We start from the raw sequence: 25,604 nt of genomic DNA, 5'->3' as shown, positions 1-25,604 counted from the left end.
GTGTTCTGCGTGTTCGGGGTGTTCGGGGTCGAGGACGACGGTCCAGTACCCGGGAGATTCAGCGGAAGGCGTCGGCGTTCTCAGAAGCCCACTGCCGGAACGGGCGGGCCGGCGTTCCGGTGATCCGTGAAACCGTGTCGCGCACCATCAGCAGCTCGTCGTTGACGTCTCCACCCGTGACGTCGAGCACCGCGTCCGCTGCATCGGCCCCGAACACCGCGGCCATCTGTGCGTGAGCCTGCCCGCGGCTGATTTCGGCGAAGGGCACCTCCCGGCCCAGTGCTGCCGCGATGGCCTCGACCTGTTGCCGGGCGGTGACCGGCTCCGGACCGGTCAAGGCGTAGGTGCGTCCGTGGTGGCCGGGTTCGGTCAGTGCCACCCGGGCCACTGCAGCGATGTCCGCAGGGTGGATGGTCGGCAGCGCGGTCCCGGCGAACGGCGCACGGACGGTCGCGCGGCCACGGACGGTGGCCGCCCACATCAGTGCGTTCGAGGCGAACTGCGTGGGCCGCAGGATCGTCCAGGCCATACCGCTCGCCTTGAGCAGTTGCTCCACCGCCAGGTTCTCGCTGGCCGGGCCGAGGTGCGGGTGGGTGTGAACGGTGATGGAGGACACCAGGACGACGTGCTCCACACCCGCCGTGCGGGCGGCCTCGAGGATGTCGGCGTCGGAGCCCAGACGCGAGACGAGAAACAGCGACCGCACCCCTTCCAGCGCGGGCTTCAACGATGCCGGATCGGCGAAGTCGCCCTCCAGGGCCTCGACTCCTTCGGGGAAGTCGGCTCGTGCGATATCCCGGGTAAGCCCTCTGAGCGGCCCGGCACCGCGTGCGTGCAGCTCCTTCAGCAGGGCACGGCCTATGTTGCCGGTGGCTCCGGTCACGAGGATCACGGGGAGGTTCCCTTCGTCGGCTGATCACGTGAGTGGCACGCTACGACCTCGAGCAAGCTTCAGGTCAAGGAAGCGCCCGGCGATGCCGCCCGCGGACCGGCACGTTCTCCATGCCTGCAACCGTGTACGGCGGCGCAGTCGGTGACGGCAGCCCGGACGCACTGCCTCAGGTCAGCACGACCGCATCACGCGTTCGCCCAGAGCCCGCGCGACGACCGCCGGCCGGGCCTCGCGGGCCTCTCGGGCGAACGGGCTCACTGACTGCTGCGGATCTCGTCGATCCGCTTCGCCAGAGCCTTCGTCTCCGCGATGAGCAGCGCGTGTGCCTTCCTCTGCTCCTCGTCACCCTGAGCCTTGAACGCCTCGCTGAAGTGGGGCTGGAGCTGGGTCCACCAGCCGTAGTCCAGCATCGCCCACGCCTGCGGGCAGAGGGGCGCGCGGGTCTTCGGGAGATACCCGCTGTCGACCAGGGACTGCTGGTACTTCTTCGGGTCGCTGCCCTCCAGGTAGCAAAGGAAGTTGAAGGCCCGCTGCTGGGTAATGGGGTGGTCGCTCGACAGGCTTTCCAGGGTCGGTCGGCCCTCCTTGCGGGCGATCTCGTCGAAGAGGATCGCGGCGGCCAGCGACGGGCCCGGCCCGACCTCGTTGACGGTGGAGAAGGACGCGTAGCCGTCGGCCGCGTCCTCTTCGAGGCCGAGGTTGGCCAGGAGGAGCTGGCGTTGCAGGGCGTGACCCATCTCGTGGCCGAAGATGAACTCCGTCGACAGGACGGTCAGGTCGTCGGTGTTGTAGTCGGACGCGGGGAACGGTGCGGGCCGTTCGACGGTCTTCACGACGTCGGCGAGTGCCTTCTCGATCTCGGTCAGGAACGGCGGCGGGATGAAGATCGTCCTGCCGTCGGGCTGGGTGACCGCGTCCGTGACCCCGGGCGGCACGTCGGAGGTGACCTTCACGACCAGATCGTGGGGGAGGGTGAGCGCTCTGTTCACCCAGTCGGCCGACCGCTCCAGCACACGGGAGTTCCGGATCAGTGCCACGGCCGGCCGGTCCTCCGGTTTGACCGTTCGGGTCTCGTAGACGACGGTGACCCTGCCGGAGGGCGTCGCTCTGGGGTGAGGTCCTGCTCCGGGCTCCTGCCCGGCGTCGCGGGCCTCGCCGCTGCACCCGGTCACGACGACCCCGGCGAGTACCAGCACGCCTGACAGGACGAGGCGCGCCCTCTTCGAGCAATCGGCGGTGTTCGGCATCCTTGATCGGCTCCCGTCGCGTGCTCCCGTCGCGTGTTCCCGCATCGATTCTCGAGCCGTCCGGAAGCGGGCGCCCGCCGAGCCGCCCGTTCGGGGGACCGCTCGCCCGCCGGAGCCCAGAGCACCGGCGCGCAGCCCACGGGTCGGTGATCACCCCTTACGATCACGTCCATGTCGACCACACCGTCCGCCCCTGTCCTGCGCGGCAGTGGCGGCGCCGTTCTCCGTTACGAGGCTGACTCAGTGACGCTGCGCCGCGGGGACGAAGAGATACGCATCCCCCTGCAGGCCGTCCGTGACGTCATACCGGACCGCCGGGCCGTAACGGTCGAACTGCGGGCCCCGGCCGGCGGTACGCCCCTCACACATCGGATCGATGGCGTTGGCGAGGCTGCGGCAGGCCTGTTCGCGATGGCGGTGGGAACGGCCCTGGCCGCGCTGCCGGAGCCGGACCCGTCCTTCGACGGTGCCTCGCTCGTGACGACCGTCTCGCTGCGCACTCCCCGGCCACCAGGTCCGTCCGTCAGCACCGGCGAGAAGGCAAAGGGTATCGCCTGGCTCCTGCTCGCTCTCGGGCCCGGTCTCGTGACGCTCATCGTGACCGGCGTGCTGGTCGTCATGCACGGAGATGCGGGCATGCTCATCCTCGCGGTCCCGATGGGACTCCTGACCGTGTTCCTCAACCTCGCGAGTGCCGTCGCAGCTGAGCGGACCCTTCAGATGTGGCTCCTGCCCCGGCGCGGCATCACGGTGGTGGCCGTGCGCACCAGTCCGTACGGCAAGTCAGGGAACTACGAGTACACGGATCCGAGCGGCCAGACCCACAGCTACTGCCGGGACGCGTACGCGAGCCAGATCGAGATCAGCTACCACCCGGACCGCCCCGGCAGTCCGATCGGTGTCTATCCCCCCTCCACGCGTGTGGCGGCCACCATCGGGACCTTGCTGCTGTGGGTCGTCACGGCGGGCCTCATCTTTCTGGCGATGATGGCCGCCACCGAGTGACCATCAGGGCGGCATGCAGGACGTCGTAGCCGACGCCGTGACCGCAGGGGGCCGGCCTTTGCGCCACGGCAGATCGCCGCGTGTCATCCGTCGCACGACGCGATGCCGGCGGCTCCATTGGGCGTGCTGGCACCGTGCCTGGGAACGGCCGTTGACGATTGCGGCCGGTTCTTCGAGCCGAGCAGGTGTCCGCCTCCGGTTGCCGCCACGGGGAGAGACGTCCACGGCCGGCACCAGACTGCCGCCACGGGCCCCGGGGCAACGGCACGTCGGCCGGCCCGTCGCAGCCGGGTGACATCGATCCGGCCTTGGCTGAGTCCGCAATACGGGGCACCGTGCCCGCGTCGGTGCTCGGGAGCGAGCGCCAGGTCGACGAGCGCGCGGACCCGGCCGTCCGTGCACAGCAAGGCGTCGCACAGCTCGACGGCAAGTGTGGGGCGTGTATCGAAAGCGCAGACGGGCCGGGCGGGGTGATGCCCCGGTCCGGCTCGTCCGCTCTCTGCTAGAGGTCGAGCCGATGCTGGTGTGTCGTGTGCGTGGGTGTGTAGGCGAGACCGTCGTTGATCTGTCTCATGTGCGTGTTGCCGTCGGCGGTGTCGGTCAGGAGGCCACCGAGGTCCGGATAGTCCCTATGGGCCTGTCGGATCGACTCGGCCTTCATCCAACGACCGAGGCCGTGTCCACGGTGCTCGGGCAGCACGCCGGTGCCGTAGTGCTGGCCGTCACCTGCGCCGTTGCCGGGGATGACGAGTTCGGTGAACCCGGCGATCGCGCCGTTGGAGACGTCGACGGCGACGACGGTGTGCAGGTGGTCACCGCGCTGTTCGACGGCCTTCGCCGCGGCCCGCACGCGGTCCACGTCCCAGATCACGATGCCGCTGTCGGCGTCGTCCATGGGCATGTCGTCCATGGCGCGGCGAGAGGCGGTGAACGTCTCGGCGAGGTCGTCGGGGACGGTTCCCTGCCATGACATCAGCCGGTAGCCGGGATGCGGCCGCTCGATGATCTCGACGAGGACGGCGGTATCCACCTCAGCCAGTGGCAAGCGGGTGAACCTCAAGGCGAGGACCTTTCGGAAGCCGCGCGCCGCCAGGAAGTCGTCGCCGGGCGATCCGGCTTCTGCCTGCGCGACGACGCAGCGTCGGGCATGGTCCCGGGCGGTGGCCACGGCGGTGTCGAGGAGCCGGGAGCCGACGCCCTTGCGGCGCTCCGCAGGATGAACACGGAGGTCGAGCTCGGCCACATGCTCCTGTCCGCCATCCAACAGGCGCAGAAAGGCCGTGCCGGAAGGGATGGAATCCGCGTCCGATGCCAACCAGGCAAGACGCCGGCCGTGCGGCCCGTGAGCGGGGTCGGTCAGTGGGGTGATGCGAAGGGACAAGGTGTCTCCGTCGTGAGGAGGTGGCAGAGGTCAGTACGCGGACTCAACTGCTGGGCACTCCTGCGCATGTGCTCCACACCTCCTCGTCGACAGCGCCGGCCTGCACCCATGCAAGCGGCTGCGTGAACCTAGCTGGCCGATTGGCTCCTGGGCAACGGGTTAACGAGGGCCGCTGCGCGTGGCCGGCCCGGCCCGATGCGGGGCGCGAACCAACTGCGGCGAGTCTCCAGGCTGTCGGCTTGCCCACAGCTACGAGGTCCGACCTGACGGGAGCTGGCGCACGCGCCGCCGGCGCCTCATGGAGCACGAGGTGCCGGAGTCGGGTTCGTGTGAGACCGCGTACGCCTTGTCGTCCGCCGATCAGAATTGACGCTCCCTCAGGCGTCCCGTCGACGTCTTATAGTGAGAAACTATGTCTCACTTAAAGAAGTCCCCTCCCATTGTTGTCACCGGGGCCACCGGGACGATCGGCCACCCGGTCGTCGCAGGGCTGCTTGATGCCGGTCATGCGGTGCGCGGAATCTCGCGACACCCGCAACGTGCCTCACTCCCGGATGGTGCGGACGTGGTCTTCGGCGACCTGGACGACCCGTCCACACTGGGGCACGCATTCGACGGTGCCGCGCAACTCGTCCTGATCGCGGTCCCCGAGACCGTTGAGGCGGTCGTCTCTCGCGCACAACAGGCGGGCATCGAGCACGTGGTTGTGGTCTCCTCCGCCGCCGTAACGGCCGGCTACGACACGATGTACAACGCCGTCGTCGAGCAGGCCGTCATGGACTCGGGACTGGATTGGAGCATCGTGCGTCCCGGTGAGTTCGCGACAAACTCACTCTTCATATGGGGACCAGAGATCAAGGCAAGTCGCCGAGCCGTGGAGCCCTTTCCTGATCAGATCGGGCATCCCGTTCATGAGGCCGACGTTGCCGACGTCGTCCTGGCCAACCTGCTCGACCCACACCGCCTCGGACGGATCGACACGATCATTGGACCGGAAAGCCTCACCAAACGCGAACAGGTTGCAGTGATCGCAGAAGCGATCGGAGAACAGATCACGCTCGATGAGGTCTCCGCCGAACAAGCCCGCGACTTCTACCGAGCCCAAGGGGGCTTCGCGGCCGCGAACGCAGACTTCCTGTTCGGGTTCGAAAGCTACGACGGCATCGAAGGCATCGCAGATGAGCCCAGTGACACGAGGGCCCCGGAGGGCGATGCCTACCTCACACTCGACCAGATAACGGGAACTCCAGCTCGCTCCTTCCGCCACTGGGCGCACGGTCACGCCTCTGACTTCATTTGAGCGATGACAGGGGCGGAGATGTCGACGAGACTGACAACGAAACGCTTGAAGTCGACGAAGCCAGTGCTCCTGCTGCTGGGTCCGGCGACGCCGGCGACGTCGACCGTGCTGGTCACAGCCATCAACGAATGGCTGTGACCAGCACTTTCGCCCTACACATGGCCGCGCACCCGCCCGCAGTCGGCATCGCTGGTGCGGGCATGGGCGGGACCGGGCGGTCGCGCCCCGGTGCTCAGGCCTCGATCTGCATCCAGGTGTCGCCGGCGCGGAGCCACAGGACACCGTCGCGGCCCTGGGCGCAGCGCATGACCACCGGCCCCGGTAGTCGCAGCTTCTCCTGGGCAGTGATCACCCAGGCATCGTCGAAGAGCTCCGCGCGGCTCAGCTCGACGCCGGGACGGTTGTGGAACCGGTGGGTGAGGAGCATCCGGGTGCCGCGGACGGCGATGCCGTCGGTGTCTCTCAGGGGGTTGCGGTAGCTGGTGATGTCGCCGGTGGCGGGATCGACCCGGGACACGAAGGCACCCTCGTGGCTGTACCAGGCGAGCCAGGCCGTGGCCTCCTCCGTGGCGCCCGCGCTTCCGCCCAGGGGCCATACGGGGAGCCGCCCCTGAGGGCTCCAGGTGTGGGTACCGTCGGTGTCCCAGCGGGCCAGGCCGGCACTGGTCTCCGGATGGTCGCCGTAGATGCCCTCGTCACCGTACGAGGTCCAGATACCGCCGTCGCGGTCGGTGATGATGAAGTCGATGTCGTCGCCGATGCAGAAATGACTCACCGGATGTCCCCCGGGGGAGTACACCATCGCGTTCCTCTCCCAGATGCCGTTCCGGTCCCGGCGTATACGGCCTGACACCAGCAGAAACCGTGACCACGACAGCAGAGCCAGGTGACTGGTCCACGCGGATATGCCGGTGACGGGCGTGCGGTGTTCCACCCCGCCCGAGACCACGACCAGTACGCCGTCACACGGAGCCGCCACGCTCCATCCGACCCATCCCTTGACATACGGGGAGCGGCGCAGGTTCCGTTCCTGGACCAGCACCACCGCGAGTTCGTTGCTCGGTCCGACGCTCCACCACAAGGCCCGCCATCCAGCCCGGGCATCCTCAGGGGGCAGGCTCCACACGACAGGCAGTTCGCCAAGTGCCACAGGTCTTCACCTTTGGGACTCCAGGCCCCAACGGCGCCCGAAGAGAGGTACGTTACCGGGCCGCGGTTGTGCGTTTCGACCGCCCCTGCCCGATGCACTCATCAGGCCAGTGCGCCACCTGCGGATGGCCCGACCGTCGAGGGCTCCTACAACCCCCGCGAGCCCTGAAGACGGCTCCTCGGTCTCGGCATGCCCGGCCTCCTCGTCTTCGGCGTCGCCCAAGAGGTCTATGGGGTTCCGGGTGCCCGGGGCGGGTCGATTGCGGTCAGTGCCTTCCGTGCGGCGCGGTGGAGTGCCTCGTCCGCGGGGATGTCGCCATAGCGGCGGGGCGAGGACGTGACCTCGTGCAGGACGGGCAGGGCTGATGCCGCCGGGCCGCCGATCGCGCCCAGGATCCGTACGGCCCGCAGGGCCGGCAGGGTCGTCGTGTGTCCGGCCAGCGGGGCCAGTTCCGGCAGCAGGGCCGCCACGGCCGGCGCCGCGTCGCCGGTGATCCGCCACCAGGCCTCGGCGGCGCCGACCCGGCTCCATGCGCCGGGGCACGTCAGCAGCGGCCGTAGCGCGTCGGCGTACGGGGCGGCCTGCGGGCCGAGGTCGGCCAGGTAGCGGAGCACCGGCTGTCCGAGGCCGGCCCGGGCGGCCGCGCCGCAGATCCGAAGGGCCGGTTCCGGGTCGCCCGTCAGGCGCCAGTACGCCCAGGCGGCGGTCTGTGCGCCGCCGTGCCACGGGTGCCGGCCCGGCCCGGGGTCGGCGGTGGTGAGTGCGGCGAGCAGGCCGGGCGCCGATCCTGTCGCGGCGGCCGGGCCGATCGCGCCCAGCGCCTCGGCGGCCGCGCGCGCGAGGGGGGTGTCCAGCAGGGCGACCAGTTCGGGCACCGCGGGCGCGGCCGCCGGGCCCCACCGGGCGAGCGTGTGCAGGATCCGGGTCGCCGTGTCGGGCCGGCTGCGGTCGGCGAGGCGCAGGCGGCAGACCGGCAGCAGGTGCGGGGCCCAGCGCGCGGGCAGCGGGGCGGGGGTGTTGAGCCAGAGGCGTCCGAGGCGTGCCGCGTACCAGTCCGCGGCCCGGTCGTCGTCCATGCCGACCAGGGCCCGTAGCGCCAGGTCGGCGTTGCCCGCGGCGGTGACGCCCCCGGACCGCTCGACGTGGCGGACCAGCCGGTCCGCGCAGGAGGCGGCCGCGGTGCCGCCCTCGGCCAGGACCTCGACCGATGCGGACGCCACGTGCTCGTCGTCGAGTCCGGCGGCGACGGTATCCCACAGTTCCGGCGAGGGGGCGCGCCAGTACCGCAGCCGCGCGTCGGCGGCACGCACGGCCGCGCGGCGCAGTTCCGCGCGCGGGTGGCCAGCCGTCGCCGCGACCAGTGCCGCGGACGCGTGCGGGTGGGGCGCCGTTCGCCTCGCGAAGCGTTTGTCCGGCTCGTAGCCGAAGGGCCACCACGGTACGTCCGGGAGCCGCTGCTTCCCGGCGGCCGCCAGTCCCCGGGCCACGGCACGGCCCGCGGCGTCGTCGGCCGCCTCCGTTCCGTCCGCCGCCTCCGCGCCGTCCCGTGCCAGCACGCCGCGCGCGGCGGCCAGCGCGACCAGCGGGTGCGCGTGGTCCAGCCAGGGACGGAGCCACTCCCGGTCCCGCGACAGCTTCCCCACCGCCAGCAGTTGGGACGTGAGCGCCGTCGGATCGTCTTCCACGGTGGCCCGCCGCCGCAGCGCGTCGAGCGCGGCCGGGTCGGTGCAGCGGACGGAGCGCAGGACCCAGGCCGCGCCGGTCCGCACGCCGGGCGCCCGGTGCGCGATCAGGGGCAGTACGTGGGGCCAGGAGTTCGTGAACAGCTCGTACGCCTCACGGTGGACGCCGACGGGGCTGCGGCAGGCGCCGTGTCCGCGCCGGGCGAGGAAGTCGAGGACCTGCACCAGGCGTCGATCGTCGAGCTCCGGGAGCAGGGCGAAGAGGTGGGTGACCGTGTGGGCGAAGAGCGGGGTGTCGCGGCTCCAGCCGAGCTTGTCCTCCAACCGGAGCCATGACTTCTGGCGTTGCCCGAAAGCCACCAGCCCGCGCAGCAGGCCCGGTATCTCCTCCCTGCCCGGAGGTACGTCTTCCAGCACGTGCCAGGCCACCGGCCCGGCCCCCCGTTCGTTCATGCCAGGGAGCCTAGGCGGTCCGTGTCCGCCTGCGCCGGGCCCCCATGGGGTGGTGTCGGCAGGAATCCGGCCCGGGATGCGGTCGGGTCACCGTTCCCGGGCGCTCTCGGCGGCCACGGGCAGCAGGTCGCGGCGTTCGGCCCCCAGGCTGACCAGCGGCACAGCTGGAGCGCGGACCGCCGGGGCTTCCTCGGCATCGGGACCGCCGGCGCCATTCCGGCAACCTGTCCGCCCGCGACATCGACCAATGCGGGAACTGCGGGACGACCGACGCGGTGGCTGGCTGGATGGTCGCCTCGCTCGGGCTGTGTGCGCCGACTGATACGACGTGATGTCCGGCGAGCCCGGGCGCCACGGCCTTCGGTACCACCGGCAGGAGAAGCGATCGCCCTCTCCGCAGAGCCCCGGCCGGCAGGAACAATCACCGCGCGAAGCAGAACGAGGCAGCTTGTCCAAGGGCGGCTGGGGAGAGGATCATTCGGTCATGAGACCCGAAGTGCAGACGTTCGTTGCCGACGGACCGCTTCCCGGTGGGGACGCGAGCGAGGAAGAGATCGACAGGCGTGAACGCCAGCTGAGGACGATCTCCCGCCCTGTTACGTCCGAAGAGGCGGCTGCCCTGGCCACCTGCTTCGGCCCCGACGACTGCTACGGCGTTGCCTGGACGCTTGTCCACCTGATCGAGACGGCTCCCAGCCGGGTGCCACAGTGGGAGGATCCGGGTCCGGAAGCCGGAGACTGGGCCGAGGTTCTGCGGGGGCGATGGGGCAGCGGCTTGACGGTTTGACTGCATGAGGTGTCTTTCTCCGCGATAGCCGGAGGAAAAGGCCTCATGCCGGCTCGCTGCGCCCCGGCGGAGGTGGCGTCGTCAGCGTAGGTCGAGCAGCATCACGTCGTGGAGGTCCGCGCCCGTGCCCCAGGGCCGCGCCTCGCCCACCTTGCGGTATCCCCACGTTCGGTAGGCGGACGACGCTGCCCGGCTGGCCGGGTGGACGTTCAACAGCACCCGCTCGGCTTGCATGCTCTCGAGCAGCGTCTCGTGCAGGCGCCGCGCGATGCCTTGCCCACGCCACGGTCCGCGCACGGCGAGTTCCATCAGTCCGAAGGTGCGGTGCCCGTCTTCCCGCCGCATGTCGGCGGGCACCGGCAGGCCTGCGGGGGAAAGCGGCGGAAGGCGGCGACGACGTCGTCCTCGGTCTCGTTGTACGGAGGCTCGGCGAACGCTTCGGCATAGATCAGCCTGAACGCTTCCTGAGCCTGCACTGCCCTCGGATCCCACCACCGCCCGGGGATGTCAGCCCGGGGATGTACGGCCGCCACCGGCGTACATCCCCGGGCCGATGGCAGCCGTTCGCGCCCGGCATAGCGTTCGAGTCATCGGCCCGCACCGGGCCGGACATCACGCAAGACATGCTGGGAGACAACTCGATGCGACGACGCCTGTTCCTGGTCGGTGCCGCTGTTGCCGCGGCTCTGGCGGGCACCCTCTCCGCCACGACCGCCCATGCCGACACCCGCCCCTTACCACCGCCCGGGACCGCGCTCGTGCTCCCCGTACCGTCCGGGCACCACCCGGTCGGTAGGTCCACGGTCCACCTGAAGGACGAGAACCGGGCCGACCCGTGGGTCCCCTCGGAGAAGCGGGAGCTGATGGTCTCCCTCTGGTACCCGGCCGTCAGGCCGGCGGGCACGCCCTCGCCCTACATGACGGCGGAGGAGTCCGAGCAGTATCTGGCAGCCACCGGACTGGACCTGCCGACCGATCTGTTGGCCAACGTGAGGACCCACTCGACGGTGGACGCGAAGCCGTCGAAGATCCACGGCAGACTGCCGCTCGTCGTCCTGTCACCGGGCTTCGGCATGCCACGCGCCACCCTCACAGGCCTCGCAGAGGAGTTCGCAGCCCGCGGCTACGTCGTCGCCGGCATCGGACACAACTACGAGGCGGACGGCATCTCGTTCCCCGACGGGCGCACCACCTCCTGCCTGGCGTGCGCGGACAGGGACTACCCCAAGGTCGGCGCAGTCCGCGCCGAGGACATCTCCTTCGTACTCGACGAGCTCACCGGCCCCCGGTCGCCGTGGAAGCGCGGCGCGCCCATCGACCCCGGCCGCATCGCCGTGGTGGGGCACTCGGCCGGCGGTTTCAGCACGATCCCGGCCATGCTGCGCGATCCGCGTGTCAAGGCGGCGGTCAACATGGACGGCAATTTCCGGTTCCCGAACGACACGCCCCTGGACCGGCCGTTCCTGATGCTGGGCCAGCCCAGTCACATACCCGGCGGCATCGACTCGACCTGGGACGAGACCTGGACCGAACTGACCGGATGGAAGCGCTGGCTGAGCGTCGACGACACCGGGCACCTGTCCTTCACCGACCTGGCATCCCTGGCCAAGCAGTGCGGCATGTCCCTCCAGCGATTGGACGGTGACCGCGCCGATGCCATCACCAGGGCCTACGTGACGGCGTTCGTGGACACCCACCTGCGCGGACGGAACGCCTCGCTGCTGGACGGACCGGCAGCACGTTTCCCGGAAGTGCGCTTCCACCGCCCCTGAGGTTGATCACCGCCGGAGGAGGCGGCGGCGCGGGCTGTGGTCGCCTCGGTGCGGGTTGCCTTCGGCTACGCCGTCCGGGTCCGCCCTGGCCGACCGGGGTGTGCTGGGCGGGCCTGGTCAGCGTTCCCGGGTGATGATCCGTTGCGGACCACCCCGGTGTCCGGCCGTCCTCGTGCCTCTGGCCGCAGAGGCTGAGCGGCCATTCGTGAAAGGCTCCGCTATGCGCGCTTACGTCATCGACGCCTTCGGCGACACCCCAGCCCTTCGGGAGGTTCCCGTTCCGGACCCGGAGCCGGGCGAGGTGCAGATCAAGGTCCGTGCGGCAGGACTCAATCCGCTCGACTTCAAGGTGGTCGGCGGAGAGCTGGCCAACTCGGGAGCCGAGTTCTCCTTCCCCCTCACCCTCGGCTTCGACGTGGCGGGCACCGTGACCGCAGTCGGCGAGGGCGCCGGCTTCGCCGTTGGCGACGAGGTGTTCGGCCTGGTGTGGCCGAGCTCCTTCGAGCACGGCTCCTTCGCCGAATACATGACCGCCCCCGGGCACGCGGCCCTGGCGCCCCGCCCCGAGGGCCTGGACCCCGCGGCCGCTGCGGCGCTGCCGATGACCGGCGGGACCGCACAGAGCGCGGTGGACTGGCTCGGCCTGACCGAGGGCGAAAAGCTCCTGGTGGTCGGTGCGACCGGAGGCGTGGGCTCCTACGCGCTGCAGATGGCCGCGGGCCGCGGCGCCCACGTCATCGCCGTGGCGGCCACCGCGGACCACGAGTACGCCCGTTCCCTGGGCGCGGCCGAGGTCATCGATCACCGCACCACCGATGTCGCCGACGCGGTCCGCTCCGCCCACCCCGACGGCATCGACGCCGTCATCGACCTCGCCGACGACGCCGAGACCGTCGCCACCCGTATCGCACCTCTGCTGCGTGACGGCGGCCGACTGCTCAGCACGGTCTTCGCCACGGATCCCGACGCTCTCGCGGCCCAGGGAATCAGGGCGGTGAACTTCGCCTACCGCGCCACCGGCGAGGACATGGCCCGTCTCGCCGTCGGGGTGACGGCGGGCGGCCTGCGCGTCGCCGAGACCCGCAGCTACCCTCTCGCCTCCATCGACGAGGCACGCACCGCTTTCCTGAACGGGCACGTCCGCGGCAAACTCGTCATCACGCCCTGACCGAAACCAGGTCACCAGGGCCCGCGGCCTCGGAGTTCGCGGTCGGCACCGCCGACCGCCGTCTGCATGTCCCACCGAGCCGATCCCGGACCACGTCTCCCCGGGTCGCTGTGCTCGACGGACAGCGCACGTGCTGCGGAGGCGCCCGGAGTGTGCCCGTCCACAGGGAGGGCGTCATCCGTCCGTGGCGTCCTCCTCGGCCTCCCAGCGCAGCAGGTCGCCCGGCTGGCACTCGAGCACGTCGCACAGTGCGGCGAGCGTCGCGAAGCGCACCGCCTTGGCGCGGCCGTTCTTGAGTACGGCCAGGTTGGCGGGGGTGATCCCCACGCGGTCCGCGAGCTCGCCCACGGACATTTTCCGCCTGGCCAGCATCACATCGATGTCGACGGCGATCGGCATCAGATGACCTCGTCCAACTCGGCCTGCATCCGGGCGGCTTCGACATCGCGCGCGACGGCCTGGGTGAGCAGCATCCGCAGCACGAGCACGATGAGCGCCACCCCCAGGATGGCCACGCCAACCCCGCCCATGATGACGGTGACGCCCGGGTCCTCGCGCTGGCCCGGCGCATTGAGGGCCGTGACCACGAACCACATGAGGGCGGCCGCCACGATCGCGCCGATCACTCCGTCCACGTACCGGAAGGCCGTGTGGGAGAACACCGTTCCGCGTCGCACCATCGTCACCAGCCGCCAGACGCAGATCAGAGCGACCTGGGCCGACACCATGCCCAGGATCGTGATCACACGGAACGGGGTCAGGGGGAGCGTGCCGTCCTCCGGGTCGGTGGCCAACGCCCACACCATCGATGCCTGCACGAACACGGTGCCGACGAGCACCACGGCGAGTACGGCGCGCAACGCATGCACTGTCAGCTTTCCCATGACCTGTCCCTCCATCGATTCACGATGGAAATCTATCGAATGTCGATAGGCGAGGCAAGAGGTGCCGGGGGAAGGAGGTGGTTCACGGGCGGTCTCCGGTCGGTGTGCGGGCCGTGGCGGCTGCCGTGGTCAGGGCGGCGGTGAGGGTCTCGGTGTACGGCTGCGGGCGCCGCCGGCGGGGGAGGACCAGCCCGATGTGCCGGGCGGGGCGCGGGGGTTCGACGCGGACCACCGGCGACTCCGGGGCGGGGGAGAGCGAGACGTGCGGGACAAGGGAGACCCCTACGCCCGCGGCGACCAGGGTCTGCGCGAAGAAGTAGTCGGTGGTGGAGGCCGCGACCCGGAGGTCGAAACCGGCGAGCTCCGCGTACCGGCGCAGGAAGGCCTCCGTCTTGAGGCAGCCCAGCACCCAACGGTCGGCTCGCAGTTCGGCCAGTTCCGCCGACGGCCGGCCGGTGAGGCGGTGGCCGGGCGGTAGCACCAGCCACAGCGGATCCTCCATCAGTGGCACCCAGTCGAGCCCCGGGCGGCCGTCCGGACGTACGGGCGGCGGGCCGTCGAAGTGGTAAGCCAGCGCGAGATCGGCCGCGCCGCCGCGCACCATCGGCACCGCGTCCTCCGGCTCGCTCTCCAGCACCGTCAGCTCCACCTCCGGATGCGCCTCCACGAACCGGGACAGGGCCGCGGGCAGCAGGTGCCGGCCCCCGCTGGTGAAGGTGGCGACGGTCAGGCGCGGCCGGTCCGCCGTGAGCCGGTCGATCGCGTGGCGGACCTGGTCCAGCTCGGCGGAGATCGACTCGGCCGCCTCCACCAACAGCCGTCCCGGCTCGGTGAGGGTGACTCCGCGCGTACTGCGAACGGCCACCGGGTGGCCGACCGCCCGCTCCAGCGCCGCGATGTGCTGGGAGACGGCCGACGGGGTCAGCAGCAGTGCCCCGGCCGCCCGGTTGAAGCTGCCGTGCTCGGCCACCGCCCGCAGGACGCGCAGCCGCTGCACATCGATCAACAGTTTTCCTTACGATCCATACAGCAGATCATCAGTTCCGCTGGGGACGATACAGCGGCAGAGTCGAACGCATGAAGCGGATTCTTGTCATCGGCGGCAGCCGTTACTTCGGAAAGACCCTGGTCACCCGGGCGCGCGACGCGGGCGACGAGGTCACCGTCCTCAACCGGGGCTCCGGCACCCCGCCCACCGGCGTCGGCCGGCTGGTCGCCGACCGCGACGACGAGGAAGCGCTGCGGGCCGCGCTGGGCGGGCGCGAATTCGACGTGGTCGTGGACCAGGTCTGCTACACGCCGCTCCAGGCCGCCGTCGCCCGACGGGTGTTCGCCGGGCGGACCGGGCGCTACGTCATGACCTCGACCATGGAGGTCTACGACCCGGCCACGCTCCCCGACGTCCTCCGCGGCGCCGGCGCCGCCCCCGTCGCCGAGGCGTCGCTCGACCCCGTGCGGCTGCCGCTCCCGGGGGCGGCGGGCCGCGCGCCCGGGCCCTGGCCCGCGTACGTCTACGCCGAGGGGAAGCGGCAGGCCGAGGCCGTCTTCCTGAGGGAGCCGGCCTTCCCGTACGCCGGTGTGCGCGCCGCACACGTCCTCGGTGGCGGCCCGGCGGAGTTCACCGGGCGGCTGGCGCACTACGTGGAGCGGATCGGCTCCGGAACCCCCGTCGCCGTCCACGAAGCCCCGTACGCCACCTCCTTCATCCATCACCACGAGATGGCCGCGTTCCTGCACTGGACGGCGGAGCAGACCTTCACGGGGCCCGTCAACGCGGCTTCGCACGGGGCCCTCGACGTGATCGCGCTCTGCGAGACGGTCGCCGCACGGACCGGACGGCGGCCGCGGTACCGGGTGGTCGGGCCGGGCGCGCACGCCTCGCCCTTCTCCTTCGACCGCCCCTACGCCCTCGACAACGGCCGGGCCTCGGCCCTGGGGTTCCGCTTCGGCCGGGTCGCCGACTGGCTGCCGGGGGCGGTCGACGAGAGCGTGCGCGCCGCCGCCTGACGCGGTCACTGGTCTCCGACGCGCCGCTCCAAGGGAGTTGCTACCGAAGAGTTGCTCACACTGAAGGTCACACTGCCGGCCCGGTAGCGGTCGTCGGACCACTCGATCGGGCGGCCGGTGGCCGCCCGGGAGACGTGCCGCTGGCGCAGCAGCGGGCTGCCGCGCCGGATCTCGAGCAGCCGGGCGTCCTCGCTGCCGGCCGGAAGGGCGTCGATGAGGTGCTCGCCGTAGTGGGCGACGACCCCAAAGCCCTCGGCCAGGCTGTCCATGACGGACCGGCAGTCCGCGGGCAGCATCTCGACGGCCTCCGCGACCCAGTCTGCATAGGCGGTCCGCTCGACCATGGTGGGCTCCCCGTCGAGCAGGCGCAGCCGCAGCACGGCCAGGACCTCCGTACCGGGCGCGAGCGCGAGCCGGTCCGCCTCCTCGGCCGTCGCGGACCGGCGGGTGCGGGACAGGAAGCGGCCGGCGGCCCGGTGCCCGAGCCCCTCGGCCCACTGGGCGAAGCTGTTGAGCTCGCCGAAGCTGTGCCGGCGCTCCTGCCTCAGGACGATGCGCCGCGCGCCCTGCCGGGAACCGATCAGCCCTTCCGCGGCGAGGGTGGCGACCGCCTGGCGGACCGTCCCGCGCGATGCGGACCAGCGCGCCGCCAGATCGCTCTCCGAGGGCAGGAGCGCGCCCACCGGGAGCTCGCCCGCGAGGATCGCCCCGCGCAGCGCCTCGGCGATCTCCATGTACCTGGCCGTGCCCGCGTTCGTGCTCATGTCCTTCGCCCCCAGATGGCCGTGACCGACTCCCATGATCATTCCAACAGGTTCTGTCACGGCTTCTTCCGGTCATTCTTCTCTCTTCGTCGAGCCGTGCTCCCGAGGACGGGCGCCGTTCACCGTCCGTACAGCGGGCCCGGGCGAACTGGAGCCAACTTGTTCAGACAAGTGAACCCACCCTCGTCTCCGGGAGAGACCGTGCTCAGTTCCTCCGCCCGTCGCGGTGCGGCCGTTCTGCTCAGCGCCGCCGTACTCACCACGCTCAGCGCGTGTGGTGCCGCACCCGACCAGAAGTCCGGCGGTGCCGACGGCGCCAAGAACGGCGTGCAGCCGGGCGCCGCGACCTCGGTCGCCGACTTCGGCTCCTTGGAGGCCCTCGCAGCCGCCGCCCAGAAGGAGGGCGAGCTCAATGTGATCGCGCTGCCGCCGGACTGGGCGAACTACGGCGAGATCATCAAGGCCTTCGAGGCCAAGTACAAGATCAAGGTGAACAGCGAGAACCCGGACGCCTCCAGCGCCGACGAGATCGCCGCGGTCAAGTCCCGCAAGGGCCAGAAGCGCGCCCCCGACGTCCTCGACCTCGGGATCGCCTTCGCCCGCAGCGGCGCCGCCGAGAACCTCTTCGCCCCGTACAAGGTCACCGCCTGGGACAAGATCCCCGCCGCCCAGAAGGACGCCGACGGCCGCTGGACCAACGACTACGGCGGCTACGTCTCCATCGGCTGCGACGCCGCCCGGATCCCCACCTGCCCGCAGACCTTCGCCGATCTCCTCAAGCCCGAGTACAAGGGCAAGGTCGCCCTCAACGGCAACCCCACCAAGTCCGGTTCGGCCTTCGGCGGCGTCTACGCGGCCGCCCTCGCCAACAAGGGCTCCTTCGCCGACATCCAGCCCGGCATCGACTTCTTCGGACAGCTGAAGAAGAGCGGGAACTTCCTCCCGGTCGAATCCACCCCGGCCACCGTGGAGAAGGGCGAGACGCCCATCTCCATCGACTGGGACTACCTGAATGCCGGCTACGCCGACCAGTTCAAGGGCAAGGGCGTCGACTGGAAGGTCGCCGTCCCCACCGACGGCGTCTACGCCCAGTACTACTCGCAGGCCATCAACAAGGAGGCCCCGAACCCGGCGGCCGCCCGCCTGTGGCTGGAGTTCCTCTACAGCGCCGAGGGCCAGAACCTGTGGCTGAAGGGATACGCCCGCCCGGTCCTGCTCCCCGGCATGACCCAGGACGGCACCGCCGACAAGGCCGCCGTGGCCAAGCTCCCGCAGGTCCAGGGCACCCCGGCCTTCCCCGCCTCCGAGGAACTCGACAAGGCCAAGGCCACCCTCGCCGAGAAGTGGGACAAGGCCCTCTCCTGATGTCCTCCACCACCGCCCCCCGCGCAGCCGCCGGCACCCGCCGGCGGCGGCGCGGCCCGCGCACCTGGCTCGCGGCCCTCCCCCTCCTCGCCTTCACCGGGCTCTGCTTCGGCCTCCCGCTCGGCGCCATGGCCCACGGCGCGGTCACCCGCACCGACCCGGCGAGCGGCGCCACCCTGGTGACCGGTGAACACCTCGCCCGCTCGCTCCAGGGTCCCTACCTGGGCTCCCTCGTCGGCAGCGTCCAGCTCTCCGCACTCACCGCACTCGTCGGCGGCGTCCTGGGCGTGGTGATCGCCCAGGCCGTGGTCACCTCCCGCTCCGCGGGCCTGCGCAGCGCCGCACTCACCGCCTCCGGCGTCCTCGCCAACTTCGGCGGCGTACCGCTCGCGTTCGCCTTCATCGCCACCGTCGGGATCTCCGGAGTCGTGACCCAGCTCGCCGATCTCACCGATCTCGGCTGGAACCTGTACTCCTTCACCGGCCTGACCATGGTCTACCTGTACTTCCTCATTCCCCTGATGGTGCTCGTGATCGCCCCGGCACTGGACGGGCTGCGCCCGCAGTGGCGCGAGGCCGCCCAGAGCAGCGGGGCCACCGGAGCGCAGTTCTGGCGCCACGTCGGCCTGCCCGTACTCGCACCCTCCCTGCTCGGCGGGTTCGTGCTGCTCTTCGGCACCGCCTTCGCCGCCCACGCCACGGCCGCGGCCCTCGTCGGCGGTTCCGTCCCCCTGGTCACGCTCAAGATCGCGGACGCGCTGTCCGGGAACGTGCTCACCGGCCAGGAGAACGTGGCGCTCGCCCTCGGCCTCGACATGATCCTGATCGCCGCCCTGGTCATGGCGGTCTACCTGCCCCTCCAGCGACGGAGCGCCCGATGGCTGCGATGACCCCGACCACCCCGACCACCCCGACCACCCCGACCACCCCGACTACCCCGGCCACCCGGTACCCCCGCCTCCGCGAGGACACGCGGGAACCGGACACCGGGGCCCCCGTGCGGACCCCGGCCCGGCGGCCCCGCCCCCGGATCTGGCGCGGAGCCGTCCTCGCCCTGGCCGGCGCCTACTTCCTGATCCCGCTCATCGCCTCGTTCGTCTTCACCGTTCACGTCCCCGGCCGCGGGATCACCTTCGAGGCGTACACCGAGCTGCTCTCCGCCGACGGTTTCACCGAGAGCCTGCTGCTCTCCCTCGGGCTCGCCGCAGCGACCATCGCACTGTCGCTGCTGCTCGCCGTGCCCGCGCTCGTCGCCGTACGCATCGGCTCCCCGCGGCTGCGCCCGGTCGTCGAGGTGATGTGCATGCTGCCGCTGGTGGTGCCGCCCATCGCCCTCGTCACCGGAATCACCACCGTGCTGCGCTGGGGACCGGACCACCTGTCGCGGACCCCGCTGTACCAGACCTTCATCGCCGTCCAGCACGAGAAGTTCCCGGTCGTCCTGGTCCTCGCCTACACGGTCCTGGCCCTGCCCTTCGTCCACCGCTCGCTCGACGCGGGCCTGCGCGCCATCGACGTACCGACCCTGGTCGAGGCCGCCCGCAGCTGCGGCGCGAGCTGGCCGTACGTCGTCCTGCGCGTGCTGCTGCCGAACCTGCGGGCCTCGCTCGCCGGCGCCGCCTTCCTGACCCTGGCCCTGGTGCTCGGCGAGTTCACCATCGCCTCCCTCCTCGGGTTCCAGCCCTTCGCGGTGTGGATCGTCTCGATCTCCGGCGCCCAGGCCCGCATGTCGGTGGCCGTCTCCATCCTCAGCCTCCTGATCACCTGGCTGCTGCTGATCGCCCTCTCCCGGGCCGGGACCACCCCCTCCACGGCCGGGGCCGCACCCGCCACCACCTCCCGCAAGGAGCCCTGAGTCCATGTCCACCACGCCCACCCCCCTCCCCGCGGCCGGGAAGCCGGCGGATCCCGCCCGGCCCGCGGGCGCGCGCGTCGAGTTCCGCAGCCTGCGCAGGGCATTCGGCTCCACCGTCGCCCTCGACGGGCTCGACCTGACCGTCGAACCCGGTGAACTGCTCGCCCTGCTCGGCCCGTCCGGCTGCGGGAAGACCACCGCCCTGCGCGTCGTCGCCGGCTTCGAACAGCCCGACTCCGGCGAGGTCCTCGTCGACGGGCAGGACATCACCCGGGTCCCGGCCAACCGCCGCGACGCCGGCATGGTCTTCCAGTCGTACAGCCTCTTCCCGAACCTCAACGCCCGGGACAACGTGGCCTTCGGCCTGCGCGTACGCAGGGTCGGCGCGGCCGAGCGGCGCGAGCGCGCCGCCGAACTCCTCGACCTGGTGGGCCTGCCCGACCACGGAGACCGCTACCCGCACCAGATGTCCGGCGGCCAGCAGCAGCGCGTCGCCCTCGCCCGCGCGCTCGCCCTGCGCCCGCGCGTCCTCCTGCTCGACGAGCCGCTCTCCGCGCTGGACGCCAAGGTACGGGCGAACCTGCGCGAGGAGATCCGCCGCCTCCAGCTCTCCCTCGGCATCACCACCGTGTTCGTCACCCACGACCAGGAGGAGGCGCTGTCGATGGCCGATCGGGTCGCCGTCCTGAACGCCGGGAAGCTGGAGCAGTGCGCCGCCCCGGCCGAGCTGTACGACCGCCCGGCCACCCCCTTCGTCGCCGAGTTCGTCGGCACCATGAACCGGCTGCCCGGACGGCTCGCCGGCTCCGGGCTGGTCGAGGTGGCGGGAGCGCGCCTGCCCGTCGACGGCCCGGTCCCCACGACGCCGCAGGTGCAGGTCCTCGTACGGCCCGAGAACGTGACCGTCGCCGCCGACGGCGAAGGCACGGCGACCGTGCTCTCCGCCTCCTTCCTCGGCTCCGTGACCCGGCTCCACCTGGAACTGCCCGGCGGGGTCGCCGTCAAGGCGGACCTGCCCTCGCGGGACGCCGGATCCCTGGTGCCGGGCGCACGCGCCGCCGTGGGACTGGCCGAGCGGCCCGTGCTCGTCGTGGCCGGGTCCGCGTGAGCGCCCTCGCCGCGGTCCTGTTCGACATGGACGGCACCCTCGTCGACACCGAGGTGCTGTGGTGGCGGACCACCGAGGAGACGGCCGGCGGCCTCGGCCACCGGCTCACCGACGCGGACGCGCCCGAGGTCGTCGGCCGGGCGGTGGAGGACACCGCCGCCCACCTCGTACGGGTCTCGGGAGGGGGAGACCCGTCCGAGGTGGCGGCGGCGCTCACCGCGGGCTTCTTCCGCCGGGTGGAGGCCGGGGCGCCGATGCGGCCCGGAGCCCGGCGGCTGCTGGCCGCACTGGAGGCGGAGGGCGTGCCCTTCGCCCTGGTCAGCGCCTCACCGCGGGTCGTCGTCGACTCGGTGGTCGGGGGCTCGCTGGCGCATGTCCCCTTCGCCTTCACCCTGTCGGCCGACGACACCGCCCGCACGAAGCCGCACCCGGACCCCTACCGGGCGGCCGCGGAGCGCCTGGGCTTCGCACCGCAGGCCTGCGTCGCGGTGGAGGACTCGCCGGACGGAGCCGCCTCCGCGGAGGCGGCCGGCTGCGCGGTCCTGGTGGTCCCGTCCCTGCTGCCGGTCCCGGCGTCCCCGCCGCGGAGCTTCGCCGGATCCCTGGAGAACGTCACCGTGGCCCGGCTGCGGCGCTGCCTGATGCCCGGGGCCTGACACCCGGGGCCTGACCCTGGCTCCGGGGTCCGGTCGGTCGGCCGGCCCCGACCGTGTCTCAGGCCGGCATGCCGAGGATGTCCAAAATGGCCTCCGCGTAGGCGGCCGTCCCGGAACCCGGGGCGGCGGCGGTCTCCCGGCGGAAGCCGTCCACACCCGTACGGATGAAGGCGGCGCACTGCCCGTGCAGTCCGGCCTCGTGGGTGCCGCCGTCGTCCACCGTGCACAGCAGCGCCAGCAGGGTCCACAGCAGGGCCTCGCGGGTCGCCTGCCGGGGCGGGTGCGCGGCCCACACGGCCATCAGGACACCGCACACCGCCGGGGCGGGCGGCTTCAGGTGCTCCGCAAAGAAGACATGCCCCTCCAGTGCGTGGAACGCCGACGGATGCCCCTCGGCGGCATCCCGTACTGCGTCCATCAGATGGCCCGCCGAGCGGCCGCAGCCGCACTCGATGGACTCCCAGTCGTGCCGCGCGATCTCCGCCGCCACGGCATCCGGAACCAGCGGGCTGCGCAGCACCGCGGACCGGCGCAGCAGAGCCTGCTGCTGCTTCTCGCTCCCCGTCATGGGGCACAGTATGAGGCCAGGTCGCAGTGGTCGGCGAGGGGGGTCGGAACCGGATCCCAGGTGCCGTCGTCTGAGACCCCGTGTGGATGAAACGAAGAATTCCGGCACTGCTGTTCGCCCTGCTCGTGACCCAGCTCGTGGCCCTGGTCAACCCCGCCTACGCGTGCGGCTGCGGGGCCATGATCCCCGACGGCCAGTCCCGGATAGGCGTCGACCGGGAGACCTCCGTCGTGCGCTGGGACGGCCGCACGGAGCAGATCGTCATGCGGTTCACCGTGGGCGGTGACGCCCACCGCGCCGCCTGGATCATGCCGGTGCCCGGCCGGGCCACGGTCGAGCTGGCCGACGGGAAGATGTTCGACGAACTGAGCCGGCTGACCCGGCCCGAACGCAAGACCCGCAGCTACTTCTGGCCGCGTGAGCGCGACTGGCCCTTCTCCTCCCGCACGGGGGACACCGCCGGAGCCCCGATGCCCGGCAGCGCGGCCCCGCCCGTCGGCGTCGTCGGCCGCGAACAGCTCGGCGACTTCGATGTCGCCCGGCTCACCGCCACCGACCCGGACGCGCTGAAGAACTGGCTGGAGAGCAACGGCTTCACGCTCCCCGACCGCCTCGCCACCGAGGTCAAGCCGTACGTCGACCAGAGCTGGGAGTACGTGGCGGTACGGCTCGCCCCCCGCCAGCAGGGCAAGCCGCTGCGGGGCGACCTCGACCCGCTGCGGATCCGCTTCGAGAGCGACCGGCTGGTCTACCCGATGCGGCTCTCCCGGATGGCGAACACACCGCAGTCCCTCGGCCTGTACGTGCTGGCCGACCACCGCATGGAGCCGGCGACCGCGATCGGCGGCTCCGCACCGAAGGTGACCTTCGCGGGATCGATCGAACCCGAGGGCGGCCCGCTCGCCGAACTGGCCGGGGCCGGGCCGGTGTTCCTCACCGCCATCGACCAGAGGTTCCCGGACCCGGGGCGCATCGACGCCGACCACGAACTGCGCGCCACCGCCAAGGACACCCCGTACCGCCGGGCGATCTACCGCGACGAGCTGCTCATGGTGGGCGGCGTCCCGGCCTGGCTCCTGACGATCGGGGCCGTGGCGGTGGCGGTGACGGCCTCGGCCGTCGCGATCCTCCGGATCCGCGCCCGCCGGCCGCGCCCCGCCGGGGCGGCTGCCGCCTGACCGGAGAAGGCCGTGCGTCGGGCGGGGAGGGGAGGGTACTCACATCGACGTGAGTACCCTCCCCGATGTGCGGTGCCACCCGCCCCCGTACGGTCTGGTGCATGCCTTCCGTGCAACCCCTCTCCCCGGCGGCGCCGGCGCGCCCGCGCCCGCGTCCCCTGCAGGCGGCGCTGGCGCTGGCCGGCGTCACATTCGTCCTGGCCACCTGCTGGGGCGCGTACCGCGTCTGGAACGGCGAGCCGTACCCGGAGGTCGATCCGAACGTCGTCGGCACCCGGCTCCGCGCGGAGGCCGAGCGCGTCCAGGACGACATCGGCCTGCCCGTGCCCGCCGAAGTCCTGCCCCAACGGGTGGAAACGGGTGCCTGCTCCTACCGGGGACTGCGTTCCCTGGCCCACATCGACCGGGGCCGCAGCGACGTCCGCAGCTTCATACTCGACTGGCAGACCACGGACGTCCCGAAGGACACCGCCCGGACCGCCCAGGAGCGGGTCCGGGCCCGGCTGTCGCAGCAGGGCTGGAAGCCCACCGGCCAGGACTTCTCCGACATGGGCTTCGGCTACGAGCACCAGAGCACGGGCGACCGGGTCGATGTGGGCTGGTACGAGCCGACCGGGACACTCGCCGTCAGCATCCACGCGCCCTGCGGCAAGGTCCCCGAGGGCTATGACGAGTAGCTTCGCCCCCGGCCTCCCCCGGTCGGTGCGCCCAGGGGAAGCCCCCCGACGGCCACGGCGCGGACAGGGGCCCGCTCAGAGCGGCCGCGGTGGCTGGGTCCGCCAGAAGGCGCAGTTGTGGTCCGCCCCGAACGAGGTGCTCGTCCGCGTCGCCGACGGATTGAGGGTGAGGACCGTGGCGGCTCCCGCACCGGTCGGCGGCCACGCGGTCTGGCCGGCCACCACAGGGGCGCCGAAGCGGGCGAACGCCGCCCAGTAGCGTTTCATCCGGTTCCCGAGCGCGACCTGGACCGGGGCCAGCGGGCGCTCGCCCATGGTGAAGTCGTGCAGATAGGCCAGCTCCGCACTGTGCGCGTTGGACTCGTCCAGGCCCGGCACCTGCGCGCCCGCGAGCGTCGGCGACCGCGGGTCGTCGAACTCGTAGACGTACGTCGGTACCTGGGACGCGAACAGCTGCGCCGTCCACGCGGTGTGACACGCGAAGGTCGAGTCCGTCATCACGGCCGACAGCGCCAGATACGGCGAGCCGTACGCGGCGACCGGATAGCGCGCGAGCACCTCGGGTCCGGCGGGCCCGTATCCCGCCAGGACCTGCGCCGCGTACTGCTCGGCGGTCAGGTGCGGCTGCGTCAGGGCGACGAAGAAGCGGGCCTCGGAACGGGTGCTCCCGATCAGCACCGGCACCTTGTTCCACCCACCGCTCCCGATGGCCTGCGCGGGAGCGACCGGCAGCAGCCCGTCACCGGAGGCCGGACCCCGGGTGGGCAGCGTACGGGCCGCCTCCACCAGGGCCGCTCCGGAGGCGGCGCGCAGACAGGCGGCAACCTCGGCCGGGGCGGTGCACCCCGCCCGTGCGGCGAAGGCCCGTGCCTGTGCCTCGGCGTCCGCGCTGTCCGGTGTACCCAGCAGGGTGCACGGACCGCTCTGCAGCACGGCCCGGTGGAACAGGCCGGCGGCCGACGGGGCGGCCAGCAGCGCGCAGACGGAACCGCTGCCCGCCGACTGCCCGGAGATCGTGACGTTGCCCGGATCGCCGCCGAACGCGCCGATGTTCTCCCGGGTCCAGCGAAGGGCGGCGACCTGGTCCATCAGGCCGAAGGACCCGGAGCGCAGGGCGTTCTCCCGGCCGAGCTCGGGAAGCGCGAGATAACCGAGCTGTCCCAGGCGGTAGTTGATGCTGACGACCACGCTCTGGGTGAGGTCGGCCATGGTCCGGCCGCCGAACTGGGTGCCCGTGCCCTGGCTGTACGCACCTCCGTGCATCCAGACGATCACCGGGAGCCGGGCTCCGGGGCGGGCGGTCCGGGGCCGGTACACGTCCAGGTAGAGGCAGTCCTCGCCGGCCGCCGCCGGATCGCTCAGGCCGAACGGCGAGAACTGCAGGCATGCGGGAGCCTGCCGGGTGGCCTCCCGCACCCCGTGCCGGCGGGGCGGGGGCGCGGGCGCCCGGAGCCGTGCGTCCCCGACCGGGGGAGCGGCGTAGGGGACACCGAGGAACTCCTGTGCGCCGTCGCGGGACTGACCGCGCACGGCGCCGCCCTGCGCGAGGGTGACCACCGGGCGCGGCGACCCGGCGGGCTGCGACGACAGTGAAGCCGCGGCCGGTGGTGCCGAGGCGAGCAGGGTCACCAGGGCAAGTGCGGTACCGAGCAGGGACCTTGCAGAGGGCAGCCGTTTGCCGGGCCTCTTCATCCGTCCTCCTGGA

General features: G+C 71.8%; 24 protein-coding genes and 1 pseudogene. 13 read left to right on the top strand and 12 right to left on the bottom strand.

Features of this window, described 5'->3' with window-relative positions; all coding sequences use genetic code 11:
• Window positions 1-58: 58 nt before the first annotated feature.
• Window positions 59-892: an SDR family oxidoreductase gene (locus OG444_RS04050; protein WP_327260776.1), complete on the bottom strand. Its 834-nt coding sequence runs from the start codon at window positions 890-892 to the stop codon at window positions 59-61.
• Window positions 893-1,146: 254 nt separating this feature from the next.
• On the bottom strand, window positions 1,147-2,139 hold the full coding sequence (locus tag OG444_RS04045; protein ID WP_327260775.1) for a DUF4344 domain-containing metallopeptidase: 993 nt from the start codon (window positions 2,137-2,139) through the stop codon (window positions 1,147-1,149).
• Window positions 2,140-2,310: 171 nt separating this feature from the next.
• Between OG444_RS04045 and OG444_RS04040 the strand changes: the two genes are divergently transcribed.
• Window positions 2,311-3,144, top strand: coding sequence for a hypothetical protein (locus tag OG444_RS04040; RefSeq protein WP_327260774.1), 834 nt, complete (start codon window positions 2,311-2,313; stop codon window positions 3,142-3,144).
• A 502-nt stretch (window positions 3,145-3,646) separates the two neighbouring features.
• Here the strand turns inward: OG444_RS04040 and OG444_RS04030 are convergent.
• On the bottom strand, window positions 3,647-4,525 hold the full coding sequence (locus OG444_RS04030; RefSeq protein WP_327260773.1) for a GNAT family N-acetyltransferase: 879 nt from the start codon (window positions 4,523-4,525) through the stop codon (window positions 3,647-3,649).
• Between the two features lie 412 nt (window positions 4,526-4,937).
• Between OG444_RS04030 and OG444_RS04025 the strand changes: the two genes are divergently transcribed.
• On the top strand, window positions 4,938-5,825 hold the full coding sequence (locus OG444_RS04025; protein WP_327260772.1) for an SDR family oxidoreductase: 888 nt from the start codon (window positions 4,938-4,940) through the stop codon (window positions 5,823-5,825).
• A gap of 232 nt (window positions 5,826-6,057) precedes the next feature.
• Here OG444_RS04025 and OG444_RS04020 read toward each other — a convergent pair whose 3' ends face one another.
• Window positions 6,058-6,906, bottom strand: a complete 849-nt coding sequence (locus OG444_RS04020) for a hypothetical protein (protein ID WP_327260771.1) — start codon at window positions 6,904-6,906, stop codon at window positions 6,058-6,060.
• Between the two features lie 296 nt (window positions 6,907-7,202).
• A complete protein-coding gene (locus tag OG444_RS04015; RefSeq protein WP_327260770.1) occupies window positions 7,203-9,110 on the bottom strand; it encodes a hypothetical protein in 1,908 nt (635 codons plus the stop codon).
• Between the two features lie 484 nt (window positions 9,111-9,594).
• On the opposite strand from OG444_RS04015, the gene OG444_RS04010 reads away from it, so the two are divergent.
• Window positions 9,595-9,897 (top strand): hypothetical protein, encoded by a 303-nt coding sequence (locus OG444_RS04010; protein WP_327260769.1) that lies wholly within the window; start codon window positions 9,595-9,597, stop codon window positions 9,895-9,897.
• 81 nt (window positions 9,898-9,978) lie between these two features.
• Here OG444_RS04010 and OG444_RS04005 read toward each other — a convergent pair.
• Window positions 9,979-10,403 (bottom strand): annotated as a pseudogene (locus OG444_RS04005) (GNAT family N-acetyltransferase).
• Window positions 10,404-10,538: 135 nt separating this feature from the next.
• Here OG444_RS04005 and OG444_RS04000 point away from each other — a divergent pair.
• A complete protein-coding gene (locus OG444_RS04000; protein WP_327260768.1) occupies window positions 10,539-11,669 on the top strand; it encodes an alpha/beta hydrolase family protein in 1,131 nt (376 codons plus the stop codon).
• 220 nt (window positions 11,670-11,889) lie between these two features.
• Complete coding sequence (locus OG444_RS03995; protein WP_327260767.1) at window positions 11,890-12,837, top strand: NADP-dependent oxidoreductase; 948 nt, start codon at window positions 11,890-11,892, stop codon at window positions 12,835-12,837.
• Between the two features lie 174 nt (window positions 12,838-13,011).
• On the opposite strand, the gene OG444_RS03990 is transcribed toward OG444_RS03995, so the two are convergent.
• The 3 genes from OG444_RS03990 to OG444_RS03980 all read right to left on the bottom strand — a co-directional run bounded on the left by OG444_RS03990 (window position 13,012) and on the right by OG444_RS03980 (window position 14,727).
• Window positions 13,012-13,236 carry a helix-turn-helix domain-containing protein gene (locus OG444_RS03990; protein ID WP_327260766.1) on the bottom strand — a complete coding sequence of 75 codons (225 nt, stop codon included), beginning with the start codon at window positions 13,234-13,236 and terminating at the stop codon, window positions 13,012-13,014.
• Window positions 13,236-13,721 carry a DUF2975 domain-containing protein gene (locus OG444_RS03985; RefSeq protein ID WP_327260765.1) on the bottom strand — a complete coding sequence of 162 codons (486 nt, stop codon included), beginning with the start codon at window positions 13,719-13,721 and terminating at the stop codon, window positions 13,236-13,238. The genes OG444_RS03990 and OG444_RS03985 overlap by 1 nt, the downstream gene beginning before the upstream one ends.
• Before the next feature lie 82 nt (window positions 13,722-13,803).
• On the bottom strand, window positions 13,804-14,727 hold the full coding sequence (locus OG444_RS03980; protein ID WP_327260764.1) for a LysR family transcriptional regulator: 924 nt from the start codon (window positions 14,725-14,727) through the stop codon (window positions 13,804-13,806).
• A gap of 71 nt (window positions 14,728-14,798) precedes the next feature.
• Between OG444_RS03980 and OG444_RS03975 the strand changes: the two genes are divergently transcribed.
• Window positions 14,799-15,728 carry a reductase gene (locus OG444_RS03975; RefSeq protein ID WP_327260763.1) on the top strand — a complete coding sequence of 310 codons (930 nt, stop codon included), beginning with the start codon at window positions 14,799-14,801 and terminating at the stop codon, window positions 15,726-15,728.
• A gap of 5 nt (window positions 15,729-15,733) precedes the next feature.
• Here OG444_RS03975 and OG444_RS03970 read toward each other — a convergent pair whose 3' ends face one another.
• Window positions 15,734-16,492 (bottom strand): GntR family transcriptional regulator, encoded by a 759-nt coding sequence (locus tag OG444_RS03970; protein WP_327260762.1) that lies wholly within the window; start codon window positions 16,490-16,492, stop codon window positions 15,734-15,736.
• 201 nt (window positions 16,493-16,693) lie between these two features.
• Between OG444_RS03970 and OG444_RS03965 the strand changes: the two genes are divergently transcribed.
• Genes OG444_RS03965 through OG444_RS03945 form a run of 5 tightly spaced genes read left to right on the top strand, consistent with a single transcriptional unit; the run spans window position 16,694 to window position 21,476 of the window.
• Entirely contained in the window at window positions 16,694-17,857 is a 1,164-nt protein-coding gene (locus OG444_RS03965; RefSeq protein ID WP_405787470.1) for an ABC transporter substrate-binding protein, read from the top strand.
• Entirely contained in the window at window positions 17,857-18,747 is an 891-nt protein-coding gene (locus tag OG444_RS03960) for an ABC transporter permease (protein WP_327260761.1), read from the top strand. Before OG444_RS03965 ends, OG444_RS03960 begins: the two co-directional genes overlap by 1 nt.
• Window positions 18,735-19,712, top strand: a complete 978-nt coding sequence (locus tag OG444_RS03955) for an ABC transporter permease (RefSeq protein ID WP_327260760.1) — start codon at window positions 18,735-18,737, stop codon at window positions 19,710-19,712. Before OG444_RS03960 ends, OG444_RS03955 begins: the two co-directional genes overlap by 13 nt.
• A 4-nt stretch (window positions 19,713-19,716) precedes the next feature.
• The gene (locus OG444_RS03950) at window positions 19,717-20,820 is read left to right on the top strand and encodes an ABC transporter ATP-binding protein (protein WP_327260759.1); all 1,104 of its coding nucleotides are present in this window, start codon (window positions 19,717-19,719) and stop codon (window positions 20,818-20,820) included.
• Complete coding sequence (locus tag OG444_RS03945) at window positions 20,817-21,476, top strand: HAD family hydrolase (protein ID WP_327260758.1); 660 nt, start codon at window positions 20,817-20,819, stop codon at window positions 21,474-21,476. Before OG444_RS03950 ends, OG444_RS03945 begins: the two co-directional genes overlap by 4 nt.
• Window positions 21,477-21,534: 58 nt before the next feature.
• Here OG444_RS03945 and OG444_RS03940 read toward each other — a convergent pair whose 3' ends face one another.
• Window positions 21,535-22,044, bottom strand: coding sequence for a hypothetical protein (locus OG444_RS03940; protein ID WP_327260757.1), 510 nt, complete (start codon window positions 22,042-22,044; stop codon window positions 21,535-21,537).
• 86 nt (window positions 22,045-22,130) lie between these two features.
• On the opposite strand from OG444_RS03940, the gene OG444_RS03935 reads away from it, so the two are divergent.
• Both OG444_RS03935 and OG444_RS03930 read left to right on the top strand, forming a co-directional pair.
• Entirely contained in the window at window positions 22,131-23,222 is a 1,092-nt protein-coding gene (locus tag OG444_RS03935) for a DUF2330 domain-containing protein (RefSeq protein ID WP_327260756.1), read from the top strand.
• A 101-nt stretch (window positions 23,223-23,323) separates the two neighbouring features.
• A complete protein-coding gene (locus tag OG444_RS03930) occupies window positions 23,324-23,899 on the top strand; it encodes a hypothetical protein (RefSeq protein WP_327260755.1) in 576 nt (191 codons plus the stop codon).
• Window positions 23,900-23,974: 75 nt separating this feature from the next.
• Here the strand turns inward: OG444_RS03930 and OG444_RS03925 are convergent, their stop codons facing one another.
• Window positions 23,975-25,591 (bottom strand): carboxylesterase/lipase family protein, encoded by a 1,617-nt coding sequence (locus tag OG444_RS03925; protein ID WP_327260754.1) that lies wholly within the window; start codon window positions 25,589-25,591, stop codon window positions 23,975-23,977.
• Window positions 25,592-25,604: the final 13 nt, after the last annotated feature.

It is taken from the genome of Streptomyces sp. NBC_01232 (genome assembly GCF_035989885.1).
Taxonomy (GTDB): Bacteria; Actinomycetota; Actinomycetes; order Streptomycetales; family Streptomycetaceae; genus Streptomyces.
Note: the sequence above shows the minus strand (reverse complement) of the source record. Positions and strands in the feature narration are given on the sequence as shown.